The organism is Maribacter polysaccharolyticus, from assembly GCF_028882255.1.
GTDB lineage: Bacteria > Bacteroidota > Bacteroidia > Flavobacteriales > Flavobacteriaceae > Maribacter_A > Maribacter_A polysaccharolyticus.
The window spans coordinates 186,566-204,821 of record NZ_JARBUY010000001.1 but is presented as its reverse complement, the minus strand read 5'-3'; the positions used below and the strand labels follow the sequence as shown (position 1 = coordinate 204,821).

General features: G+C 41.5%; 18 protein-coding genes. 7 read left to right on the top strand and 11 right to left on the bottom strand.

What is annotated here, in order from left to right; genetic code table 11:
- Positions 1-124: 124 nt before the first annotated feature.
- From PHU20_RS00955 to PHU20_RS00910, 10 genes are all read right to left on the bottom strand, one after another.
- Positions 125-940, bottom strand: a complete 816-nt coding sequence (locus PHU20_RS00955) for a prohibitin family protein (RefSeq protein ID WP_274823460.1) — start codon at positions 938-940, stop codon at positions 125-127.
- 10 nt (positions 941-950) lie between these two features.
- Positions 951-2,729, bottom strand: coding sequence for a VWA domain-containing protein (locus PHU20_RS00950; protein WP_274823459.1), 1,779 nt, complete (start codon positions 2,727-2,729; stop codon positions 951-953).
- Between the two features lie 342 nt (positions 2,730-3,071).
- The gene (gene fabG / locus PHU20_RS00945; protein ID WP_274823458.1) at positions 3,072-3,818 is read right to left on the bottom strand and encodes a 3-oxoacyl-[acyl-carrier-protein] reductase; all 747 of its coding nucleotides are present in this window, start codon (positions 3,816-3,818) and stop codon (positions 3,072-3,074) included.
- Positions 3,819-3,957: 139 nt separating this feature from the next.
- Entirely contained in the window at positions 3,958-4,830 is an 873-nt protein-coding gene (gene sucD, locus PHU20_RS00940; RefSeq protein WP_274823457.1) for a succinate--CoA ligase subunit alpha, read from the bottom strand.
- Positions 4,831-4,901: 71 nt separating this feature from the next.
- On the bottom strand, positions 4,902-5,834 hold the full coding sequence (locus tag PHU20_RS00935) for a UDP-3-O-(3-hydroxymyristoyl)glucosamine N-acyltransferase (RefSeq protein WP_274823456.1): 933 nt from the start codon (positions 5,832-5,834) through the stop codon (positions 4,902-4,904).
- A gap of 33 nt (positions 5,835-5,867) precedes the next feature.
- On the bottom strand, positions 5,868-6,434 hold the full coding sequence (efp, locus tag PHU20_RS00930) for an elongation factor P (RefSeq protein WP_274823455.1): 567 nt from the start codon (positions 6,432-6,434) through the stop codon (positions 5,868-5,870).
- Between the two features lie 8 nt (positions 6,435-6,442).
- Entirely contained in the window at positions 6,443-7,228 is a 786-nt protein-coding gene (gene lpxA / locus PHU20_RS00925) for an acyl-ACP--UDP-N-acetylglucosamine O-acyltransferase (protein WP_274823454.1), read from the bottom strand.
- Between the two features lies 1 nt (position 7,229).
- On the bottom strand, positions 7,230-8,636 hold the full coding sequence (locus tag PHU20_RS00920; RefSeq protein ID WP_420828666.1) for a bifunctional UDP-3-O-[3-hydroxymyristoyl] N-acetylglucosamine deacetylase/3-hydroxyacyl-ACP dehydratase: 1,407 nt from the start codon (positions 8,634-8,636) through the stop codon (positions 7,230-7,232).
- Positions 8,611-9,648, bottom strand: a complete 1,038-nt coding sequence (gene lpxD / locus PHU20_RS00915; protein ID WP_274823452.1) for a UDP-3-O-(3-hydroxymyristoyl)glucosamine N-acyltransferase — start codon at positions 9,646-9,648, stop codon at positions 8,611-8,613. The genes PHU20_RS00920 and lpxD overlap by 26 nt, the downstream gene beginning before the upstream one ends.
- A 23-nt stretch (positions 9,649-9,671) precedes the next feature.
- Positions 9,672-10,901 carry an HD domain-containing protein gene (locus PHU20_RS00910; protein WP_274823451.1) on the bottom strand — a complete coding sequence of 410 codons (1,230 nt, stop codon included), beginning with the start codon at positions 10,899-10,901 and terminating at the stop codon, positions 9,672-9,674.
- 148 nt (positions 10,902-11,049) lie between these two features.
- On the opposite strand from PHU20_RS00910, the gene porX reads away from it, so the two are divergent.
- From porX to PHU20_RS00880, 6 genes are all read left to right on the top strand, one after another.
- On the top strand, positions 11,050-12,594 hold the full coding sequence (gene porX, locus PHU20_RS00905) for a T9SS response regulator signal transducer PorX (protein ID WP_274823450.1): 1,545 nt from the start codon (positions 11,050-11,052) through the stop codon (positions 12,592-12,594).
- Positions 12,595-12,603: 9 nt separating this feature from the next.
- The gene (gene tsaE / locus PHU20_RS00900; RefSeq protein ID WP_274823449.1) at positions 12,604-13,017 is read left to right on the top strand and encodes a tRNA (adenosine(37)-N6)-threonylcarbamoyltransferase complex ATPase subunit type 1 TsaE; all 414 of its coding nucleotides are present in this window, start codon (positions 12,604-12,606) and stop codon (positions 13,015-13,017) included.
- 187 nt (positions 13,018-13,204) lie between these two features.
- Positions 13,205-13,345 (top strand): hypothetical protein, encoded by a 141-nt coding sequence (locus tag PHU20_RS00895; protein WP_274823448.1) that lies wholly within the window; start codon positions 13,205-13,207, stop codon positions 13,343-13,345.
- A 99-nt stretch (positions 13,346-13,444) separates the two neighbouring features.
- On the top strand, positions 13,445-14,026 hold the full coding sequence (locus PHU20_RS00890) for a hypothetical protein (protein ID WP_274823447.1): 582 nt from the start codon (positions 13,445-13,447) through the stop codon (positions 14,024-14,026).
- 174 nt (positions 14,027-14,200) lie between these two features.
- A complete protein-coding gene (locus tag PHU20_RS00885) occupies positions 14,201-15,400 on the top strand; it encodes an alanine dehydrogenase (RefSeq protein WP_274823446.1) in 1,200 nt (399 codons plus the stop codon).
- Positions 15,401-15,469: 69 nt separating this feature from the next.
- Positions 15,470-15,850 (top strand): DUF4258 domain-containing protein, encoded by a 381-nt coding sequence (locus PHU20_RS00880; RefSeq protein ID WP_274823445.1) that lies wholly within the window; start codon positions 15,470-15,472, stop codon positions 15,848-15,850.
- Positions 15,851-15,861: 11 nt separating this feature from the next.
- Here the strand turns inward: PHU20_RS00880 and PHU20_RS00875 are convergent, their stop codons facing one another.
- Entirely contained in the window at positions 15,862-17,028 is a 1,167-nt protein-coding gene (locus PHU20_RS00875; protein ID WP_274823444.1) for a proline dehydrogenase family protein, read from the bottom strand.
- Positions 17,029-17,122: 94 nt separating this feature from the next.
- On the opposite strand from PHU20_RS00875, the gene aroB reads away from it, so the two are divergent.
- Entirely contained in the window at positions 17,123-18,184 is a 1,062-nt protein-coding gene (aroB, locus tag PHU20_RS00870) for a 3-dehydroquinate synthase (protein WP_274823443.1), read from the top strand.
- Positions 18,185-18,256: the final 72 nt, after the last annotated feature.

Sequence of the window (18,256 nt, the reverse complement as noted above, 5' to 3'; positions counted from 1 at the left end):
AAATGATGATGTGTATTATTGTTCTTCATTACGGTGGTAAAATTATAACTTATTTTCAATTCTCAAAAAGAAATGTTCGATTTTCAACAATTCTTTTGGCTTATGGGAATTTGGGAACAAAATATCAATTATTGCCCAAAATCAAAGGCAGCCCTCTATCCCCACTTCCAACGACAACAATTTTTGTATTGGGCGATTTAGCAAGCTCCACAGTGGCATCAATACCCTTGTCCTCCAAAATCTTATCGGTTAATGAAGCGCTGAGGATCCTGTTCGCATCGGCCTTACCTTGGGCTTCGATCCGTACTTTTTCAGCTTCCTTTGTAGCGGTTACCAATCTAAACTCATATTCCAAGGACTCTTGTTCTTGTTTTAGTTTGCGTTCAATGGCTTCCTTGATGGTTGCAGGCAAGGTTACATCCCGCACCAAAATTTCGTTCAACTGAATATATTGTCCGTCCACGATTTTTTTGGTTTCTTCATATATTTCAGCCTGTATGGCATCACGCTTACTTGAGTAAAGTTGTTCGGGTGTATAGCGACCAACCACACTACGGGCTGCAGACCGGATGGCAGGTAGCAAGATACGCTCTTTGTACATCTCGCTCTTTTCTTGGTGCAATTTACCCAATGATTCATATTTGGGTTGAAACCATGTAGAGGCCTCCAATTGAATATCAAGACCGTTACTTGAGAGCACTTTCATTTTTTCATATACTTCTTGCTGTCTTACTTCGTAAACAAATACCTTGTTCCAAGGCGCGACAATATGAAAACCTTCTCCCAACGGTGGTTCATCGGTGACTACACCACCTCCAAAAGTCTTATAGAGGACCCCCGCTTCCCCAGAGTCAATGGTGATGGCCGATTTTGAAATGAGTATGACCAAAACGATCAATATAAAAACCGCTGGTAGCGCTATTTTAGGTAATTTATCCATTTGTGTTTGTTTAAGTTAATCCGTTATATTTTCTAATAAACCATTCTGCAGCCAACGCTGCAATCAGAATCGCCAGTATAAACCGGAAATCAACCAAAGATACGACATTTTGATCGCTTTTTTGGATAGGATTGAATTTATCATCCCCTAATAAATCATCGATCAGTGCCTTTGTTTGCGAGGGGTAAAAGGATTTTCCTCCCGTACCGTTTGCCAGTCTTATCAGCTTGTGGTGGTCACTTGAAGTAAACTGTTGTTCCAGATCAAAATCCAAGATACTGAAACTACCTAATTTGGTTAAGTTCCCATCGATGACCGTGACCGTAAAGGCATACTCCCCAGATGGCATATTGCTTAGATCGGCTTCGTAGTATCCTCCTTTGAGCAACATAGGATATTCCTGGGTTGTCCCATCCTCTTTGTAGGTCAGTTTTAAGGTGATTCGTGCATTGGGGTCAAACGTAAAAGACTCATCAAAATAATTGGCGGAAATTTTTGCACTGGTACTATAATCGTAAAAAGGCTCATAATTCAAAATGAGCCTGTTCTTCGTCTCGTTCATGGAGAGGTATAGTACAATCTTACCCATCAATTCATCAAAATCGTTGAAATTCTGGTGATCCCGATAATCCTGCACCCTCCATTTCCATAGGTTTTCACCGAACAATAAGGCTTCCCTGCTTTTCCCATCGTCCAAGACGGCAAGTAAAGGTTCACCGATATCGTTTCCCTTGATTTTTTGGGTGAGTAACACGTCGTGGTTTTTGATGATCATAGTTTCCCCTAGGTAGGTTTCCAATGGAGGGTAATTTTCAAAGGAAAGATCGGGGACGCTGAATTTTACGAAACTTTTGTTGACCAAGGGGAAAATATCCTCGGATTGTCCATAACTATTTTTAGAATACGCATTTTGAACGCGATTAAGAAAATTCCAATTGGTTTTGGGACCTGTTATCGTGAAAATGGCAATGTTGGTTTTGGAAATATAATCATAGATTGCCCTGAATGAGGATGTTGGTTGGTAAAGTATCAGTATGTCGGAATCGTTCAACTTTTTTGTATCGATACTGGGCTTAACGATCGTCACGGATCGCTGTTCATTGCTTTCGATCGATTTTTTCAATGCGCCTATGTCGGGATGTAGAATCTCTGAGACGATGGTAACATTGGTTTTCTCATCAATGACTTCAACAACGATATTTTTGTTGTTATTGACTACGTTTTTTTCATTTTCCAAGGGATCTAACCTCACCTGAATGGTCTTTGGACCCACGGAATCGGCATTCAGTAAAACCGTAAGGGATTCGGTATTTTTACTGCTCGAAAGGGTAAGTTCCCGGGAATGGACCGCTTCCCCATCCATGGTTATCCTTAATCGTGAATCCATCTCACGATCCCCATCATAGGAAACAAAGATCTCTACAGGAAACTTATTCTTTAAAAAAGCATATCTGTTACTGTTGACCTGAACGACCTTTACATCTTCGTACTGGGTAGTATCCCCTAAAACAACCGGAAAAACGGGGAATTTTTGTTTTACCCCATAGTATTCGTAATCCTCACCCAAGGTGGCGTTGCCGTCACTTAACAGAATTACGGCACTTTCTGAATGACCGTATATGGTATGTAAGGTTTTGATTCCCTTGGTAATGTCGGTAGCGTTATCATTATAGTCCAGGGTGTCTAACAGGCGGGGTTCTTTACCGAACATGTAATAGGTCAGATTGAATTTATCTGCCAATCCTTCCGATTCCTTCAGTTCCTTTAAGGTGGCCTCTACCTGGTCCATACCCGAAGTATTCTTGATGGAGGATGAATTATCGACTAAAACGATCAGGTTTGACTTTTCAAGGAATAGCCGTTTTTTTACAAATTTCGGATTCACCAAAAGCAAGAACGTGCAGAATATAGTTAAAAAACGAAAAAAGGAAAGCCCTAAACGTAGCTTTCCTTTTAATTTTGATTTGTGATAATATTGAAAAAATACCAGTAATAAAGCAGCTACTGCAGCCAATATAATCGCAAGTACCGTTGTTTTAAGCATTTATTCCGTCACTAGAAGTTGTTCAGTGCAATGATTTTCGATCAATTTAAATTTCTTGCAAATATCAGGTAAATGGCCAACCCTTTCTTAGGTCAACATTCCCCCATTTACGTGTAAGACCTCCCCGGTTATGTAAGAAGATAGGTCTGAAGCAAGGAACAAACATGCATTTGCAATATCTTCAGGGGTTCCTCCTCTTTTTAAAGGAATGTCATCGCGCCAAGATTGAACTACTTTTTCATCCAATTTTTCGGTCATTTCAGTTTCAATGAACCCCGGAGCAATTGCATTGCAACGAATATTTCTAGAGCCCAATTCCAAAGCTATTGATTTCGTAAAGCCGATCATGCCCGCTTTGGACGCCGCATAATTCGATTGTCCGGCATTTCCCTTGACCCCTACGACACTGCTCATGTTGATGATGGAACCTTTTCTTTGTTTTAGAAAAGTCCGCTGTACCGCCTTTGTCATATTAAAGACCGATTTTAGGTTTGTTTCCAGGACGGCATCGAAATCGGCCTCACCCATTCGAATCAAAAGATTGTCTTTGGTGATCCCTGCATTGTTTATCAAAACATCGATACCACCAAAATCTTCCAAAACATGGGCAACCAATTCTTCCGCAGCCTTAAAACTTGCCGCATCACTCTTGTACGCTTTGGCCTTTACGCCTTTGGCGTTCAATTCTTTCTCCAATTCCAAGGCCGGTGCCTCACTTGAACTGAAAGTAAAGGCTATATTGGCACCATGATCGGCTAGGGTTTGTGCTATTCCTTTTCCAATTCCTCTACTGGCCCCGGTAATTATTACGTTTTTTCCGTCTAACAATTTCATTTGGTATTTCTCTTTATGCTGTTGATTTTCAAATATAGGTTATGTTTATCCAAAGTCGAAAAAAAACCCGATAATCCTGAACGAACTTCAGGATAATCGGGAGTATACCATTAGTATTTTTGGTGACTTTTGAATAGGGTTATGCCATTACTTCCTTGACCTTGATACCGATTTCGGCTGGGGAATCGACCACATGGATCCCGCATTCCCTCATGATTCTTTTTTTGGCTTGGGCGGTATCATCGCTTCCTCCTACGATCGCACCGGCATGGCCCATGGTTCTTCCCGCAGGCGCCGTTTCACCGGCTATAAAACCAACGATGGGTTTTTTACTACCACTTTCTTTATACCATTTTGCGGCATCACCCTCTAATTGCCCCCCTATTTCACCGATCATGACAACGCATTCCGTTTCCGGATCGTTGATCAATAATTCAACGGCTTCTTTTGTGGTCGTTCCGATAATGGGATCTCCGCCTATGCCGATGGCCGTGGTAATACCCAAGCCTTGGCGAACTACCTGGTCGGCAGCTTCATAAGTTAATGTTCCCGATTTGGAAACAATACCGATGTTTCCTTTTTTGAATACGAAACCAGGCATGATACCTACTTTGGCTTCTTCCGGTGTGATTACCCCAGGACAGTTAGGACCTACCAATCGGCAATCTTTATCCTTGATGTAATCAGCGGCTTTTACCATATCGGCTACCGGTATCCCTTCGGTAATCGTAATGATGACCTTGATCCCGGCGTTGGCCGCTTCCATGATCGCATCAGCGGCAAAAGCCGGTGGTACGAATATGATGGTCGTGTCGGCATTGACCTTCTCGACCGCCTCATGTACCGTATTGAAAACCGGTTTTCCCAAGTGTTCTTGCCCTCCTTTACCTGGAGTTACACCGCCAACGATATTTGTGCCATACGCTATCATCTGTTCTGCGTGGAAGGTACCTTCGCTTCCGGTAAATCCTTGAACTATAATTTTGGAGTTTTTGTTGACTAGAACGCTCATTTAAGTATTTATTTTAAAATTATACAAACAAAAATATGTCTTTGTTAATTATTTAGAAAGCCATACAATGGTTATTCTTTTAATTTCTCTATTATTTCGGGAATTTTTTTCACATAGGCCAATTGCTTCAGCTTTTCCCTTGATTCCTCAATAGGGGTCCCAAAATAACTCTTTCCTCCTGGGACCGACTTGGTCACTCCGGTCTGTCCCATGATAACGGCCTTGGCCCCAATGGTTATCCCACTGTTCGTCCCTACTTGGCCCCATAAGGTGACTTCATCCTCTATGATGACACAACCGGCAATACCGGTTTGGGAGGCAATGAGACATTTTTTTCCGATTACGGTATCATGGCCTACATGGACTTGGTTGTCGAGTTTTGAGCCTTTTCCTATCGTAGTGTCGCCGGTTACGCCTTTATCTATGGTGCAAAGAGCCCCTATATCTACATGGTCTTCCAGGACCACACGCCCACAGGAAATCAATTTATCGAATCCTTCCGGTCTATTTTTATAGTAAAAAGCGTCTGCCCCCAATACGGTACCTGCATGGATACAGACATTGTCCCCTATGATACAATTATCATAAATACTGACATTGGAATGGATCAGGCAATTTTTACCGATAACCACATTGTTTCCGATGAACACATTGGGCTGTACAATGGTACCTTCACCAATTTCGGCGGATTTTGATATGGAAGAAGAACTTTTTATAAACGGTCTGAAAAACTTCGATAATTTATTGAAATCCCGAAAAGGATCATCGGAAATCAATAGGGCTTTCCCTTTGGGGCATTCGACATCTTTATTGATCAAAATGACCGAAGCCTTTGAATTTAAAGCCTTATCGTAATATTTTGGGTGATCTACAAAGACAATTTCCCCTTGTTGAACCACATGGATCTCATTCATGCCCAATACCTGAAAATCGGCATCCCCGACAAAGGGCATATCTATGATAGTGGCAATTTGTTCTAAGGAATGGGGCGTAGGGAATCTCATACGATTTGGTATATGTTGTTATGGGTATGGGGATTATTCCTTGACCCTTTCCATGTAATTACCCTTTTCAGTATCGATCTTGATCTTATCGCCTTCATTGATGAACAGGGGTACATTCACCCTTGCACCGGTTTCCACCGTTGCCGGTTTCGTGGCATTGGTAGCGGTATTGCCCTTAACCCCTGGCTCAGCATGGGTCACTTCCAATATAACGCTGGTCGGCATATCCACAGATAATGGCATGCTGTCCTCGGTATTGAACAAAATGGTGACGACTTCACCTTCTTTCAATAAATCGGGGGCGTCCAGGGTACTTTTTTCCAAAGTGATCTGATTATAATCGTCCGTGTTCATGAAGTGGAAGGTATCCCCTTCTGCATATAAATATTGATAAGATCGGGTTTCAACGCGAACATCCTCGATCTTGTGACCTGCAGAAAAAGTATTGTCCACTACTTTTCCGGTCGTAACACTTTTGAGTTTGGTTCTTACGAAAGCGGGACCTTTTCCCGGTTTTACGTGTAAAAACTCTATGACCTTGTATATATCGTTATTGTATTTTATACAAAGTCCTTTTCTAATATCTGATGTAGATGCCATATTGTAAATTAATTAGTACTGAAATAACCTTTCATAATACCTCGTTGGGAATCCCTAATGAATTGTAGGATCTCGTCCCTTTCAGGGGTTGCTTCCATTTCAGCCTCGATAATCTGTACGGCCTGGGTATTATTGTAATGTTTTTGATATAGGATTCTATATATATTCTGGATTTCCCGTATTTTTTCGGAGGTATACCCCCTTCTACGCAGCCCTACGGAATTGATGCCAACATATGACAAAGGTTCCCTTGCCGCCTTAACATAAGGAGGTACGTCTTTACGAACCAAGGAACCTCCGGTTACAAAAGCGTGACTGCCTATGGAAACAAATTGATGCACGGCCACAAGGCCTGCTAAAATAACATTGTCCCCTATGGTTACATGTCCGGCTAAAGTGGAGTTGTTGGAAAATATGCAATTATCGCCAACAATACAGTCATGGGCAACATGGCAATAGGCCATTATCAGGCAATTCTTGCCGATGACCGTTTTCATTCTATCCGAAGTGCCTTTGTGTATGGTGGCACATTCCCTGATCGTTGTATTGTCACCGATGATCACTTCGGTATCTTCCCCTTCATATTTCAAATCTTGGGGAGCGGCGGAGATGACGGCACCCGGAAAAATATTGCAATTTTTCCCGATTCGTGCCCCTTCCATAATGGTAACATTGGATCCGATCCAGGTTCCATCCCCTATGGTCACGTTATTGTGTATTGTGGTAAAAGGTTCGACTACTACATTTTTAGCAATTTTCGCCCCGGGATGGATATAGGCAAGCGGTTGGTTCATATTAACTCTTTTTTACGATTTGAGCCATCATTTCTGCTTCACACACCAATTTGTCATTGGCATAAGCATACGCTTGCATATGGCATATGCCCCTACGTATGGGGGTTATTAAACTACAATGGAAAATAAGGGTGTCTCCGGGAAGTACTTTTTGTTTGAACTTGACTTTGTCTATTTTCATAAACAAGGTTAAGTAATTCTCAGGGTCCGGGACCGTACTCAATACCAGAATACCTCCTGTTTGGGCCATTGCTTCAACCTGAAGTACGCCGGGCATTACGGGCGCACCCGGGAAATGACCAACGAAGAAAGGTTCGTTCATGGTTACGTTCTTCATCCCCACGACATGCGTATCGGATAATTCCAATATCCTATCGATCAATAAAAATGGAGGTCTATGGGGCAGCATCGCCATAATCTGATGGATATCCATCAAAGGGGGCTGACTAAGGTCGTATTTAGGGATATTGTTCCTTTTTTCCATTTTTATGATTTTCGCCAATTTCTTCGCAAATTGGGTATTCACAAAATGGCCGGGTTTGTTCGCTATGACCTTGCCCCGGATCCTGATACCGGCCAATGCCAAATCCCCGATGACATCGAGTAATTTATGGCGTGCAGCCTCATTCGGATGGTGAAGGGTAAGGTTGTCGAGGATTCCGTTCGGTTTTACGGAAAGTTTCTTCTTGTTGAAGGCTTTCTCCAATTTATGCATGGTTTCGGGCGAAATCTCCTTATCCACATAGACAATGGCATTATTAAGGTCTCCCCCTTTGATCAATCCGTGTTCCAAAAGTGCCTCCAACTCATGCAGAAAACTAAAGGTACGGGCATCGGCTATTTCGGTCTTGAAATCGGATAGCTTCTGCAGATAGGCATTTTGCGTACCTAATACCTTTGTCCCAAAATCGACCATAGCGGTGATTTGATAGGTGTCGGAGGGTATGATGGTTATTTCGCTTCCGGTGGCATCATCCTTATAGGAAATGACATCCTTTACGATGTATTCCTCCCTTTCCGCTTCCTGTTCAACGATACCGGCCTCTTCCAAGGCTTCGACAAAAAATTTGGAAGAACCGTCCATAATAGGGGGTTCGGGAGAGTTAAGCTCTATCAGCACATTATCGATTTCCAATCCCACCAAAGCGGCCAATACATGCTCTGAGGTTTGGATCCTGACACCACGTTTTTCCAAATTGGTGCCTCTTTGGGTATTTACGACGTAATTGGCATCGGCTTCTATCGTAGGCTCCCCCTCTAAATCGACCCGCTTAAAGGCATAACCGTGGTTTTCAGGTGCAGGAACGAACTTCAAAGTAACATCTTCTCCTGTATGAAGTCCGACACCGGTTAGGGTAACCTCTTTTGCAATGGTTCTTTGTTTATTCGTTGTTGTGATCACCGTCAATCTTTTTTTCGAGTTTTTCAATTTTCTTTATAATCTTTGGTAAGTTCTTAAAATGGACATAGGACTTGTTGAAATCGGCATAGGCCAATGATGGAGACCCTTGCAAGACCTCATTGTCTTTAATGTTTCTTCCGATACCTGACTGGGCCTGGATTTTTACGTTATTACCGATGGTGATATGGCCAACAATACCTACTTGGCCACCGATCATGCAATTTTTACCGATTTTGGCAGAACCCGCAATTCCCGTTTGGGCAGCAATGACCGTATTTTCGCCAATTTCGACATTATGGGCAATCTGTATCTGATTATCCAATTTCACTCCTTTTCGTATAAGGGTAGACCCCAAAGTGGCCCTGTCAATGGTGGTGCCGGCACCTACATCGACATTGTCCTCTAAAACAACATTCCCTGTTTGCGGAACCCTGATGAACTCCCCATCCTTGTTCGGGGAATATCCAAAACCGTCGGCACCGATGATTGCACCGCTATGGATCATACAATTTTTGCCGATTACCGTTTCGGAATATATCCTGGCCCCTGCAAAGATGGTAACATTGTCATCGATCTTTACATTATCGCCGATAAAGGCATTGGGGTAGATTTTAACGTTGTTGCCAATCGTTACATTATTGCCGAGATATGCAAAGGCACCCAGATAAAAATCCGCTCCGTACGTAACGTCATCCCCTTTGTATACAGGCGATTCTATGCCAATTTTGTTGTTTTTCACCTCGTTGTAATACTGTAACAGCCTAGAAAAGGATTCATAGGCATCATCCACCTTGATCATGGTGGTCGCGATCTGTTGTTCAGGAACAAAATCCTTGTTCACAATAGTTACCGAAGCTTTTGTGGTGTAAATATAGGACGTGTATTTTGGGTTGGCCAAAAACGTCAACGATCCTATCTCACCCTCTTCTATCTTTGCCAGTTTATGAACGGAAATCTCGGGGTTACCTTCGACCTCACCCTCCAAAATTCCCGCAATCTGACCTGCTGTAAATACCATGGGCACAAAAGTAAGAAAAATAGTTAAACTGATTCTTTGGGGTAACAGATATAATATTTTGTTACTTTTTTAGAGAGGGTTTTAAGGTTCAGGTGATCCGAGGCTTTGGCGACATCCTTGAGTTTCCCGTCTTTACGAAGGATATTGATGTTTTGTTTGTCTATATTATAGGCCCTGTTCGTAATTTCCCCGTTAAACACGAAATAGGTGGTCTCATGATCCGAAAGCCCCCAATTCTTTTTGATTTTATCGAATTGTTCCTGCATTTTTTTTGGGCCAATTGGTTTGTTTTTCAGTTTGATGGTCAGCAACCTTCGATGGATGATCATTCCGCTTAATTTTGAAAGCACGAAATCCTCATGGTGTTGCCATTGTTTTAAGGCCGAAAGGATATCGCTATCATCAAGTTGGGAAAATTGATGTAAATTCTTTGCCGTGAAACCCTCCATATCCACTTTGTTTTCCATAAAATACAAAAGTGGCCCACTGCAATCCAATCGTTGTCCTTGTATCAACAACTCTTTGGCCCTTTTCAAAATACGGATCAAGAGCTGTTCTGCCGCCAAACCCGTTTTATGTAAGTACACCTGCCAATACATAAAGCGCCTTGCCATAAGGAATTTTTCCACGGAATAAATGCCTTTTTCCTCTACGACGAGTTCATTGTCAACGACATTGAGCATGCTGATCAATCGTTCCGCATTGATACTTCCTTCGGCTACCCCGGTATAAAAACTATCCCGTTTTAAATAGTCCATTCGATCCATATCCAATTGGCTGGACATTAATTGATGGAAAAAGTTTTTGTGATAATCCCCTTTGAAAATAGCAATGGCCAGCGTTAAACTTCCGTTAAACTTATGGTTGAGTTCCTTCATGAAAAGCAATGAAATCTCTTCATGGGAAATACCTTCCGCGATACTGTTTTCCATAGCATGTGAAAAAGGCCCGTGGCCGATATCGTGCAATAAAATGGCGACCAGTAAGCCCTCTTCTTCCTCTTTGGTGATTTCAATACCTTTAAAACGAAGTACTTGAATGGCATGCTGCATTAAATGCATACAGCCCAACGCATGATGAAATCGCGTATGGTGTGCTCCGGGGTAGACCAAATACGACAGGCCCATTTGGGATATTCTGCGTAACCTTTGAAAATAGGGTTCTTCAATGAGATTGAAAATAAGGGTACTCGGAATTCTAATAAATCCGTAAATTGGATCATTGAAAATTTTAAGCTTGTTTGAATTTGTCAAAATGGCTTTTTTTAAATAAAGATCAAAGTTATACAATTGAAATGATAACCCCAGCATATAATGGGGATGGCCCGATGCTAAGAACAAAGTTGGTCTTGGTTGTGTTCGATAAAAACTCTTTTTGGCCAAAAAATACGGTTAACCAATTATGAACAAGATAACAATCCTTTGGGTCGATGATGAAATCGACCTTTTAAAACCCCATATCCTATTTCTTGAAAAGAAGAATTATGAGGTTGTTACTTGCAGAAGCGGACAGGAGGCTTTGGAAGAGATACGGAACACCCCTGTAAATATTATCTTTTTGGATGAGCATATGCCGGGACTCTCGGGTTTGGAAACCTTGAGCGAGATAAAAATGATCAATTCCTCAATTCCGGTAGTTATGATCACCAAGAGCGAGGAAGAACTTATCATGGAAGAAGCCATTGGTTCCAAAATCGCCGATTATTTGATAAAACCGGTGAACCCCAATCAAATATTATTATCCCTAAAGAAGAATTTGGACCATTCCCGATTGGTCTCTGAACGCACCACGGCCGATTACCAACAGGAATTCAGGAAAATCGCCATGGACCTTTCGATGGTCAATTCGTATGAGGAATGGGTCGATCTTTATAGAAAATTGATCCACTGGGAGCTGAGACTGGAAAATATCGAGGATACCGGGTTGATCGAAATTTTGGAATCGCAAAAAAACGAAGCCAACAATCAATTCGGGAAATTTGTCGATCGCCATTATGAGGATTGGTTAAATGATGATGACGGACCGGTAATGTCCCATAGCCTGTTTAGAAAATGGATCAAACCCGAGATAATCGACACCCCTACTTTAGTGGTGGTCATAGACAATTTAAGGTACGACCAATGGTTGGCTTTTGAAGGATCGGTGACCCCATTCTATAAAAAGACCAAAGAAGCATCCTACACCAGCATACTCCCTACCGCTACCCAATATGCCCGAAATGCGATTTTTTCCGGACTTACCCCGTTGGCCATGGAAAAGAAATTTCCCGAATGGTGGAAAAACGATACCGAGGAAGGCGGTAAAAACCTTTATGAGGACAAGTTTTTGGAAGCGCAGTTAAAGCGCTTGGGATTGGATCTTAAATGGGAATACCATAAGATAAGTAGTTTAAAACAAGGCAAACAATTGTCACAAAACTTCAAATCCCAAAAAGATAATGACCTCACCGTCATAGTTTATAATTTCGTGGACATGCTTTCCCATTCAAAAACGGAAATGGAAGTGATCAAGGAATTGGCTTCGAACAATAAGGCCTATCGTTCCCTGACACATAGCTGGTTTAAAAATTCCCCCCTTTTGGAAATTATACAGCAAGCCCAGCAAATGGGACTTAAATTGATTATAACAACCGATCACGGTACCATTAATGTAAAGCAACCTTCCAAAGTGATCGGGGATAAAGAGACCAGTTTAAACCTTAGGTATAAAACAGGACGTAGTTTAACGTACGAGCATAAGGATGTCCTGCAGGCCAAGAACCCCGCTGATATACATTTGCCCAGTATCAATATGAGCAGTTCGTTCATATTTGCGAAAAACGATCTCTTCTTTGCCTATCCCAACAATTATAACCACTATGTAAGTTATTATCGCAATACATATCAGCATGGTGGAGTGTCATTAGACGAAATGATTATTCCTTTTGTTGTTTTCGAACCAAAATAATTCCCATACATGAATCGAACATATACCGAAGACCAAATTCACGAAGTTGCCAAAAAATTGATTGCATCCTTACCTTCTAAAATCGTTTGTTTTCATGGGGAAATGGGTGCCGGCAAAACCACGTTGATAAAGGCCATTGTAAAGGAACTGGGCGGTGTGGGCGAAGCGAGCAGTCCTACCTTTGGGATCGTCAATGAATATCACGATGACAAAGATGCGGTATTGGCCTATCATTTTGATTTTTATCGTTTAAACGATGAAAATGAAGCCTATGACCTGGGGATTGAGGACTATTTGAACCAAGACGTATGGGTTTTTATGGAATGGGCCGAAAAAATAGCTTCCATTCTGCCCTCCGATACGGTCGAAGTCACCATTGATTTCGTTGATGAAAGGACCAGAAAGATCACATTTCCCGACTAAAAAAGGCTCCTAACGTAGGGGGCGAATTTTTAGTGTAATTTTTCGATAAACGACAGGGTATTCGATAAAGTGATCATTTTTTAGGGTAAAATGTAAGATTTTTACGATGAAATACTTCATGGTTGGTTTTTTTTTCCTACATTGCATCTGTTGTTAAAAAAAGTTCCTAACTAAAAAACCCTTTAAAATGAAAATGAGAAATCTACTTTTCGCTTTGATGGCTTGTGTAGCACTACTTGCCTTTACCGTTGAATTAAGTTCCAGTGCCGATCAAGGTCCTGGAATGGAACAAGGTTTAGACAAAACCAAAATTCCAAAGAAAATTTAATACGGATTTTTAACCGTTTATCGAGGGACAATGTAGATTGTCCCTTTTTTTATACTATCTAAGGGATTTTTACGTTAGCGGCATATAGATTGTTTAAAAATGATGAAAGAATTGAAGGCAAAACAACGGGCGAAAAAGAAAATAATCATTGAATCCATCTTTGTTTTATTCATAGCAATAGCTCCATTTCTCTACAAGATTTATGATTTTCTGCCTGAAGAACCCGATGCGACAATTTCGTTTTTGGGATTCACTATAGATGATGGTGGATTTGGGGATGTTTCCATGTATGTCTGGTTTATTACAAGTAAGGTCATCCCCCTTTATTTAATGATTATTTGGTTTATGACGGCCAAAAACTGGTGGTATCATATCATCTTGATACCGATAGCCATGTATGCCTTTCAACTTTTTGAAGTGCTATTCGATTCCGATGACACTGTGGAATCCGATAATATCTGGTGGTTGATCCCTATTTTGATGATCATTATTCCCATTGTTTATTTTATACGGATCAAGCTATATGACAAATATGTGCATGGTATCGATTTAGAGGCCATGGAAGCCGAACTCAAAAGTTTAAAGAAGAAACAGGAGGAAAAAGAAAACAGAAAGGTCCATAAGGCCGTGGATGCGGAAAAACAGATTGAAATCAAAACTATGGACACGAGCCAAATTTAAAGGGTCCTTACCGCGATTATGGATAACATGAAAATGCACCGAAAAAAAGCAGGGCAAAGTCGTTGGCTATGATTGCCTTAAAGCCGATCCGCACGATAAAAACCGTTACTATTTTAATTTTAAAGTTGTAAATTTACTTTAATCGTCATTTTTTTGCGGTAAGAAGTAAATTATATGAATCAACCCACCTCTCCATTTAGCAAGCAACAATTACTACCACAGGAGGAGACTTTGGAGGTATTGAAACAAAAAGGGGAACTTTTTATTGGAATCCCCAAGGAAAACCAATACCAGGAAAAACGGATTTGCCTAACCCCCGATGCGGTAAATGCCATAACGGCCCATGGTCATCGTGTGCTCATTGAGTCAGGAGCAGGCAATGGGGCGAATTTTACGGATATGGATTATACCAATGCAGGGGCAGAGGTAACCAGTGATGCAAAAAAAGTATTTGGTTGTCCCCTTATACTCAAGGTGGAGCCCCCTACCCTTTCAGAAATCGATATGCTGAATCCGCAGACTACGATAATTTCAGCCCTTCAGATAAAAACACAACAGAAGTCCTATTTTGAGGAATTGGCAAAAAAGCGGTTAACCGCCATTGCTTTTGAGTTTATCAGGGATGAAGATGGGAAATACCCCGCCGTACGTTCCTTGAGTGAAATTGCCGGTATTTCCTCTGTTTTGATAGCTGCTGAGCTGATGGCCGCGACCAACAAAGGTAATGGTCTCATGTTCGGGAATATCAGTGGTGTGCCCCCTGTGGAAGTGGTGATTATCGGTGCGGGGACCGTAGGCGAGTTCGCTGCGAGATCGGCCATAGGCTTGGGAGCCAATGTAAAGGTATTTGATAATTCCATTACGAAGCTCCGTAACATTCAGACCAATCTGGGTCAAACCGTCTACACATCTACCATTCAACCCAAAAATCTTTTAAAATCGTTAAAAAGATGCGATGTGGCCATAGGGGCGGTACGTGGCAAAGAGAGGGCTCCGGTCGTCGTATCCAATACCATGGTCGAACATATGAAGAAAGGGGCGGTCATTATAGATGTGAGTATTGATATGGGAGGTTGTTTCGAATCCAGTGAGGTCACCGATCACTATAGGCCGACGATTGAAAAATATGGCGTTATCCATTACGGTGTTCCCAATATACCCTCTCGTTACCCCAAGACGGCCTCCATTTCAATCAGTAATATTTTTACCCCCTATCTGTTGAAATTAGGCGAAGATGGTGGATTGGAGAATTCACTTCGTTTTAATAAAGGATTGAGGAACGGACTCTATATTTATCATGGCATCCTTACCAGTAAGGCCGTGGGCGAATGGTTCGACCTGCAATATAGTGACATTAATTTCTTGATCTTTTAAAGGGATACCGGCATTAAAAATGAACAAAAGCCTATCTTGCGGCCTTATTCAAAACCATTGGGAATTAGCATGGCATTTTTAAAACGTTTGGGCTTCTATCTTATAGGGCTTTCTATCGGATTGGTTTTTTTAACCCTTTTCCTTAAGAAGAAATCGGAGGAAACCGGAGTTGAATTTTGTTATTTACCCAACTGCAGGACCTTAAAGGATATTCGCTCCAAAAAAATTTCCTATTCAAAGGACGTTGAACGAATGATCAAAGATAAAGCGCTGGATTCGCTGTCCATTTCGGATTTCCTGCTTCATGGTGATGTTGACTTCAAAAACAGTGATACCAAATCAACACCTTGTAAGACGTATATCATTGAGCAGAAGCTACAGGATAAAACTTCAAAAATGACGGTGCGTAATTGCACCGATAGTGCCATTATTGAAAAGGTGGAATATTAAATCGTTTTTGATCAGATTTTACGACGCTTTCGTTCTTTTTTCAATAGGCTGAGTTCGCGACTGGTCTGTCCGGCCACAGAAGTATTCTCCTCTGCCCTGCGGATCAGGTAGGGCATTACATCCCTTACAGGTCCAAACGGAAGGTATTTGGCAACATTATAGCCCTTAGCGGCCAAATTGAATGAGATATGGTCACTCATTCCATATAATTGTCCAAACCAAATCCTATCGTCATTTACCGCCAATCCCTTATTTTTCATTAAATCCATAAGGTAATAACTGCTTTCTTCGTTATGGGTACCCGCAAATAGGGAGATGGTATCCAAACGATCTACGATATACTTGGTACAGGCATCGTAATTTTCATCGGTAGCACTTTTGGTCGGGCATATTGGGGATGTGTACCCCATTTCCTCGGCACGTTCGTTTTCCTTCTCCAGATAGGCCCCGCGAACGGTTTTTACCCCGATTTTGAATCCTTCCTCTTGGGCTTGGGAATAAAGCGCTTTGAGGTAATCCATTCGGTCCCAACGGTACAATTGCAATGTATTGTAAACAATGGCTTTTTCCTTATTGTATTTGCGCATCATTTCTTCGACCAATTGGTCCGCTGCACCTTGCATCCAACTTTCCTCCGCATCGATCAATAGGGAAACCCCAAGATCGTATGCCTTTTTACAGGTTTTGTCAAAACGATTGATGACCCTTTCCCATTCCGCTTGTTCCTTCCCGGTCAATGTTTTTCCTTCAGTGATCTTGGTGAACAAAGCCAAACGCCCGTAGCCGGTGGGTTTGAATACGGCAAAAGGTATGCTCTCCTTTTGTTTGACGAAATCCAGGATTTCCAAAATTTTATTCAATGCATTATCCAAGGGGTCTTCATCGTCTTGACCTTCAACCGAATAATCAAGTACCGAAGAAACACCTTTTTCGTACATTTTATCGACGACAGGCATGCAATCGCGCTCGTTTACGCCGCCGCAAAAGTGATCGAACACCGTAGCACGGATCAATCCGTCAACAGGCAGATGGGCTTTTATGGCAAAATTCGTCATTGCGGTACCAATACGAACAAGGGGTTCATTGGCAATCATCTTAAATAAAAAGTAGGCTCTCTCTAATTCAGAATCCGATTTTAAGGCAAATGCCGTTGAAGTATCCTCAAAAATCCGCTCCATTTAATATAATAATTTAACTGATCAAATATAATCACAGATTTTGTATTCCTATGATTAAAAATAACGTTTATTTTGTGCTTTAGATATAAACATTATGGAATCGATCACCACCACTTCGTATGCAGTACATTTTAACGATAATGCGTTTACCGAGTTAAATAAATACCTGGCCGTCAATACCTATTCCAAGGTTTTCGTGTTAGTGGACGAAAACACTGAAATTCACTGTTTGCCGGTGTTTAAAGAGCTGATGGCAGATGCGTTCTCCTTTGATGTGATTACGATAAAAGCGGGGGAGGAAAATAAAAATATCGAGACCTGTAATCAGGTTTGGTTGGCCCTATCCGAGATGGATGCAGATCGAAAAAGTCTTTTGATAAATCTCGGTGGCGGTGTTGTTACCGATTTGGGGGGATTTGTGGCTTCCACGTATAAAAGAGGGATCGATTTCATAAATATCCCAACAACATTATTGGCCATGGTGGATGCTTCGGTGGGTGGCAAGACCGGAGTTGATTTGGGTTCTTTGAAAAACCAGATAGGCGTAATCAATCAGCCGAAAATGGTTTTGGTCGCCAGTTTGTTTTTGAAAACCTTGGAAGAGCGGCAGCTGCATAGTGGTTTTGCCGAAATGTTGAAACACGGACTCATTAAAGATATATCTTATTGGGAGGAACTAAAGGTTATGGAGACCTTTGAAGATATCGATGAGGATATCGTTACTTCGGTTTCTATTAAGAATGAAGTGGTGCTTAAGGATCCAACGGAACAACATTTGAGAAAAATCTTGAATTTTGGCCATACCCTTGGTCATGCCGTTGAGTCGTATTTTCTTGAAAACGATGCTAAGAAAACCTTATTGCATGGGGAAGCCATCGCTATTGGGATGATTTTGGAAGCTTATCTTTCCCATCAATTGTCTGGATTGCCATTGGAAGATCTGGCAGATATCAAAAAGACGTTCTTAAAAAGATATCCAAAGGTCGATTTTACGGGTGAAGACATAAAGGCCATTCTTTCCATGTTGAAATTCGACAAGAAAAATACACACGGTAATATCAATTTTGTGTTATTGAAATCGATCGGGGAACCGGTGATCGATGTTAAAATCCCCAATGATTTGTACAATGCGGCTTTCGCTTACTACAAAGATTGAAAGATTCATATACTAAATTGATTGGTTTACAACTCTTTAGTAGATCACATTGAATTATTGTATAGTTTGGAT

What these genes read in the sequence shown, in the direction of transcription:
- lpxD (WP_274823452.1), bottom strand. Translation starts at nt 9,648, where the DNA reads ATGGTATTTACAGCAGGTCAGATTGCGGGAATTTTGGAGGGTGAGGTC.
- PHU20_RS00895 (WP_274823448.1), top strand. Translation starts at nt 13,205, where the DNA reads ATGAAAATGAGAAATCTACTTTTCGCTTTGATGGCTTGTGTAGCACTA.
- porX (WP_274823450.1), top strand. Translation starts at nt 11,050, where the DNA reads ATGAACAAGATAACAATCCTTTGGGTCGATGATGAAATCGACCTTTTA.
- PHU20_RS00875 (WP_274823444.1), bottom strand. Translation starts at nt 17,028, where the DNA reads ATGGAGCGGATTTTTGAGGATACTTCAACGGCATTTGCCTTAAAATCG.
- aroB (WP_274823443.1), top strand. Translation starts at nt 17,123, where the DNA reads ATGGAATCGATCACCACCACTTCGTATGCAGTACATTTTAACGATAAT.
- PHU20_RS00890 (WP_274823447.1), top strand. Translation starts at nt 13,445, where the DNA reads ATGATGAAAGAATTGAAGGCAAAACAACGGGCGAAAAAGAAAATAATC.
- tsaE (WP_274823449.1), top strand. Translation starts at nt 12,604, where the DNA reads ATGAATCGAACATATACCGAAGACCAAATTCACGAAGTTGCCAAAAAA.
- PHU20_RS00880 (WP_274823445.1), top strand. Translation starts at nt 15,470, where the DNA reads ATGGCATTTTTAAAACGTTTGGGCTTCTATCTTATAGGGCTTTCTATC.
- sucD (WP_274823457.1), bottom strand. Translation starts at nt 4,830, where the DNA reads ATGAGCGTTCTAGTCAACAAAAACTCCAAAATTATAGTTCAAGGATTT.
- PHU20_RS00885 (WP_274823446.1), top strand. Translation starts at nt 14,201, where the DNA reads ATGAATCAACCCACCTCTCCATTTAGCAAGCAACAATTACTACCACAG.
- PHU20_RS00950 (WP_274823459.1), bottom strand. Translation starts at nt 2,729, where the DNA reads ATGGACCAGGTAGAGGCCACCTTAAAGGAACTGAAGGAATCGGAAGGA.
- lpxA (WP_274823454.1), bottom strand. Translation starts at nt 7,228, where the DNA reads ATGAACCAACCGCTTGCCTATATCCATCCCGGGGCGAAAATTGCTAAA.
- fabG (WP_274823458.1), bottom strand. Translation starts at nt 3,818, where the DNA reads ATGAAATTGTTAGACGGAAAAAACGTAATAATTACCGGGGCCAGTAGA.
- PHU20_RS00955 (WP_274823460.1), bottom strand. Translation starts at nt 940, where the DNA reads ATGGATAAATTACCTAAAATAGCGCTACCAGCGGTTTTTATATTGATC.
- efp (WP_274823455.1), bottom strand. Translation starts at nt 6,434, where the DNA reads ATGGCATCTACATCAGATATTAGAAAAGGACTTTGTATAAAATACAAT.
- PHU20_RS00935 (WP_274823456.1), bottom strand. Translation starts at nt 5,834, where the DNA reads ATGAGATTCCCTACGCCCCATTCCTTAGAACAAATTGCCACTATCATA.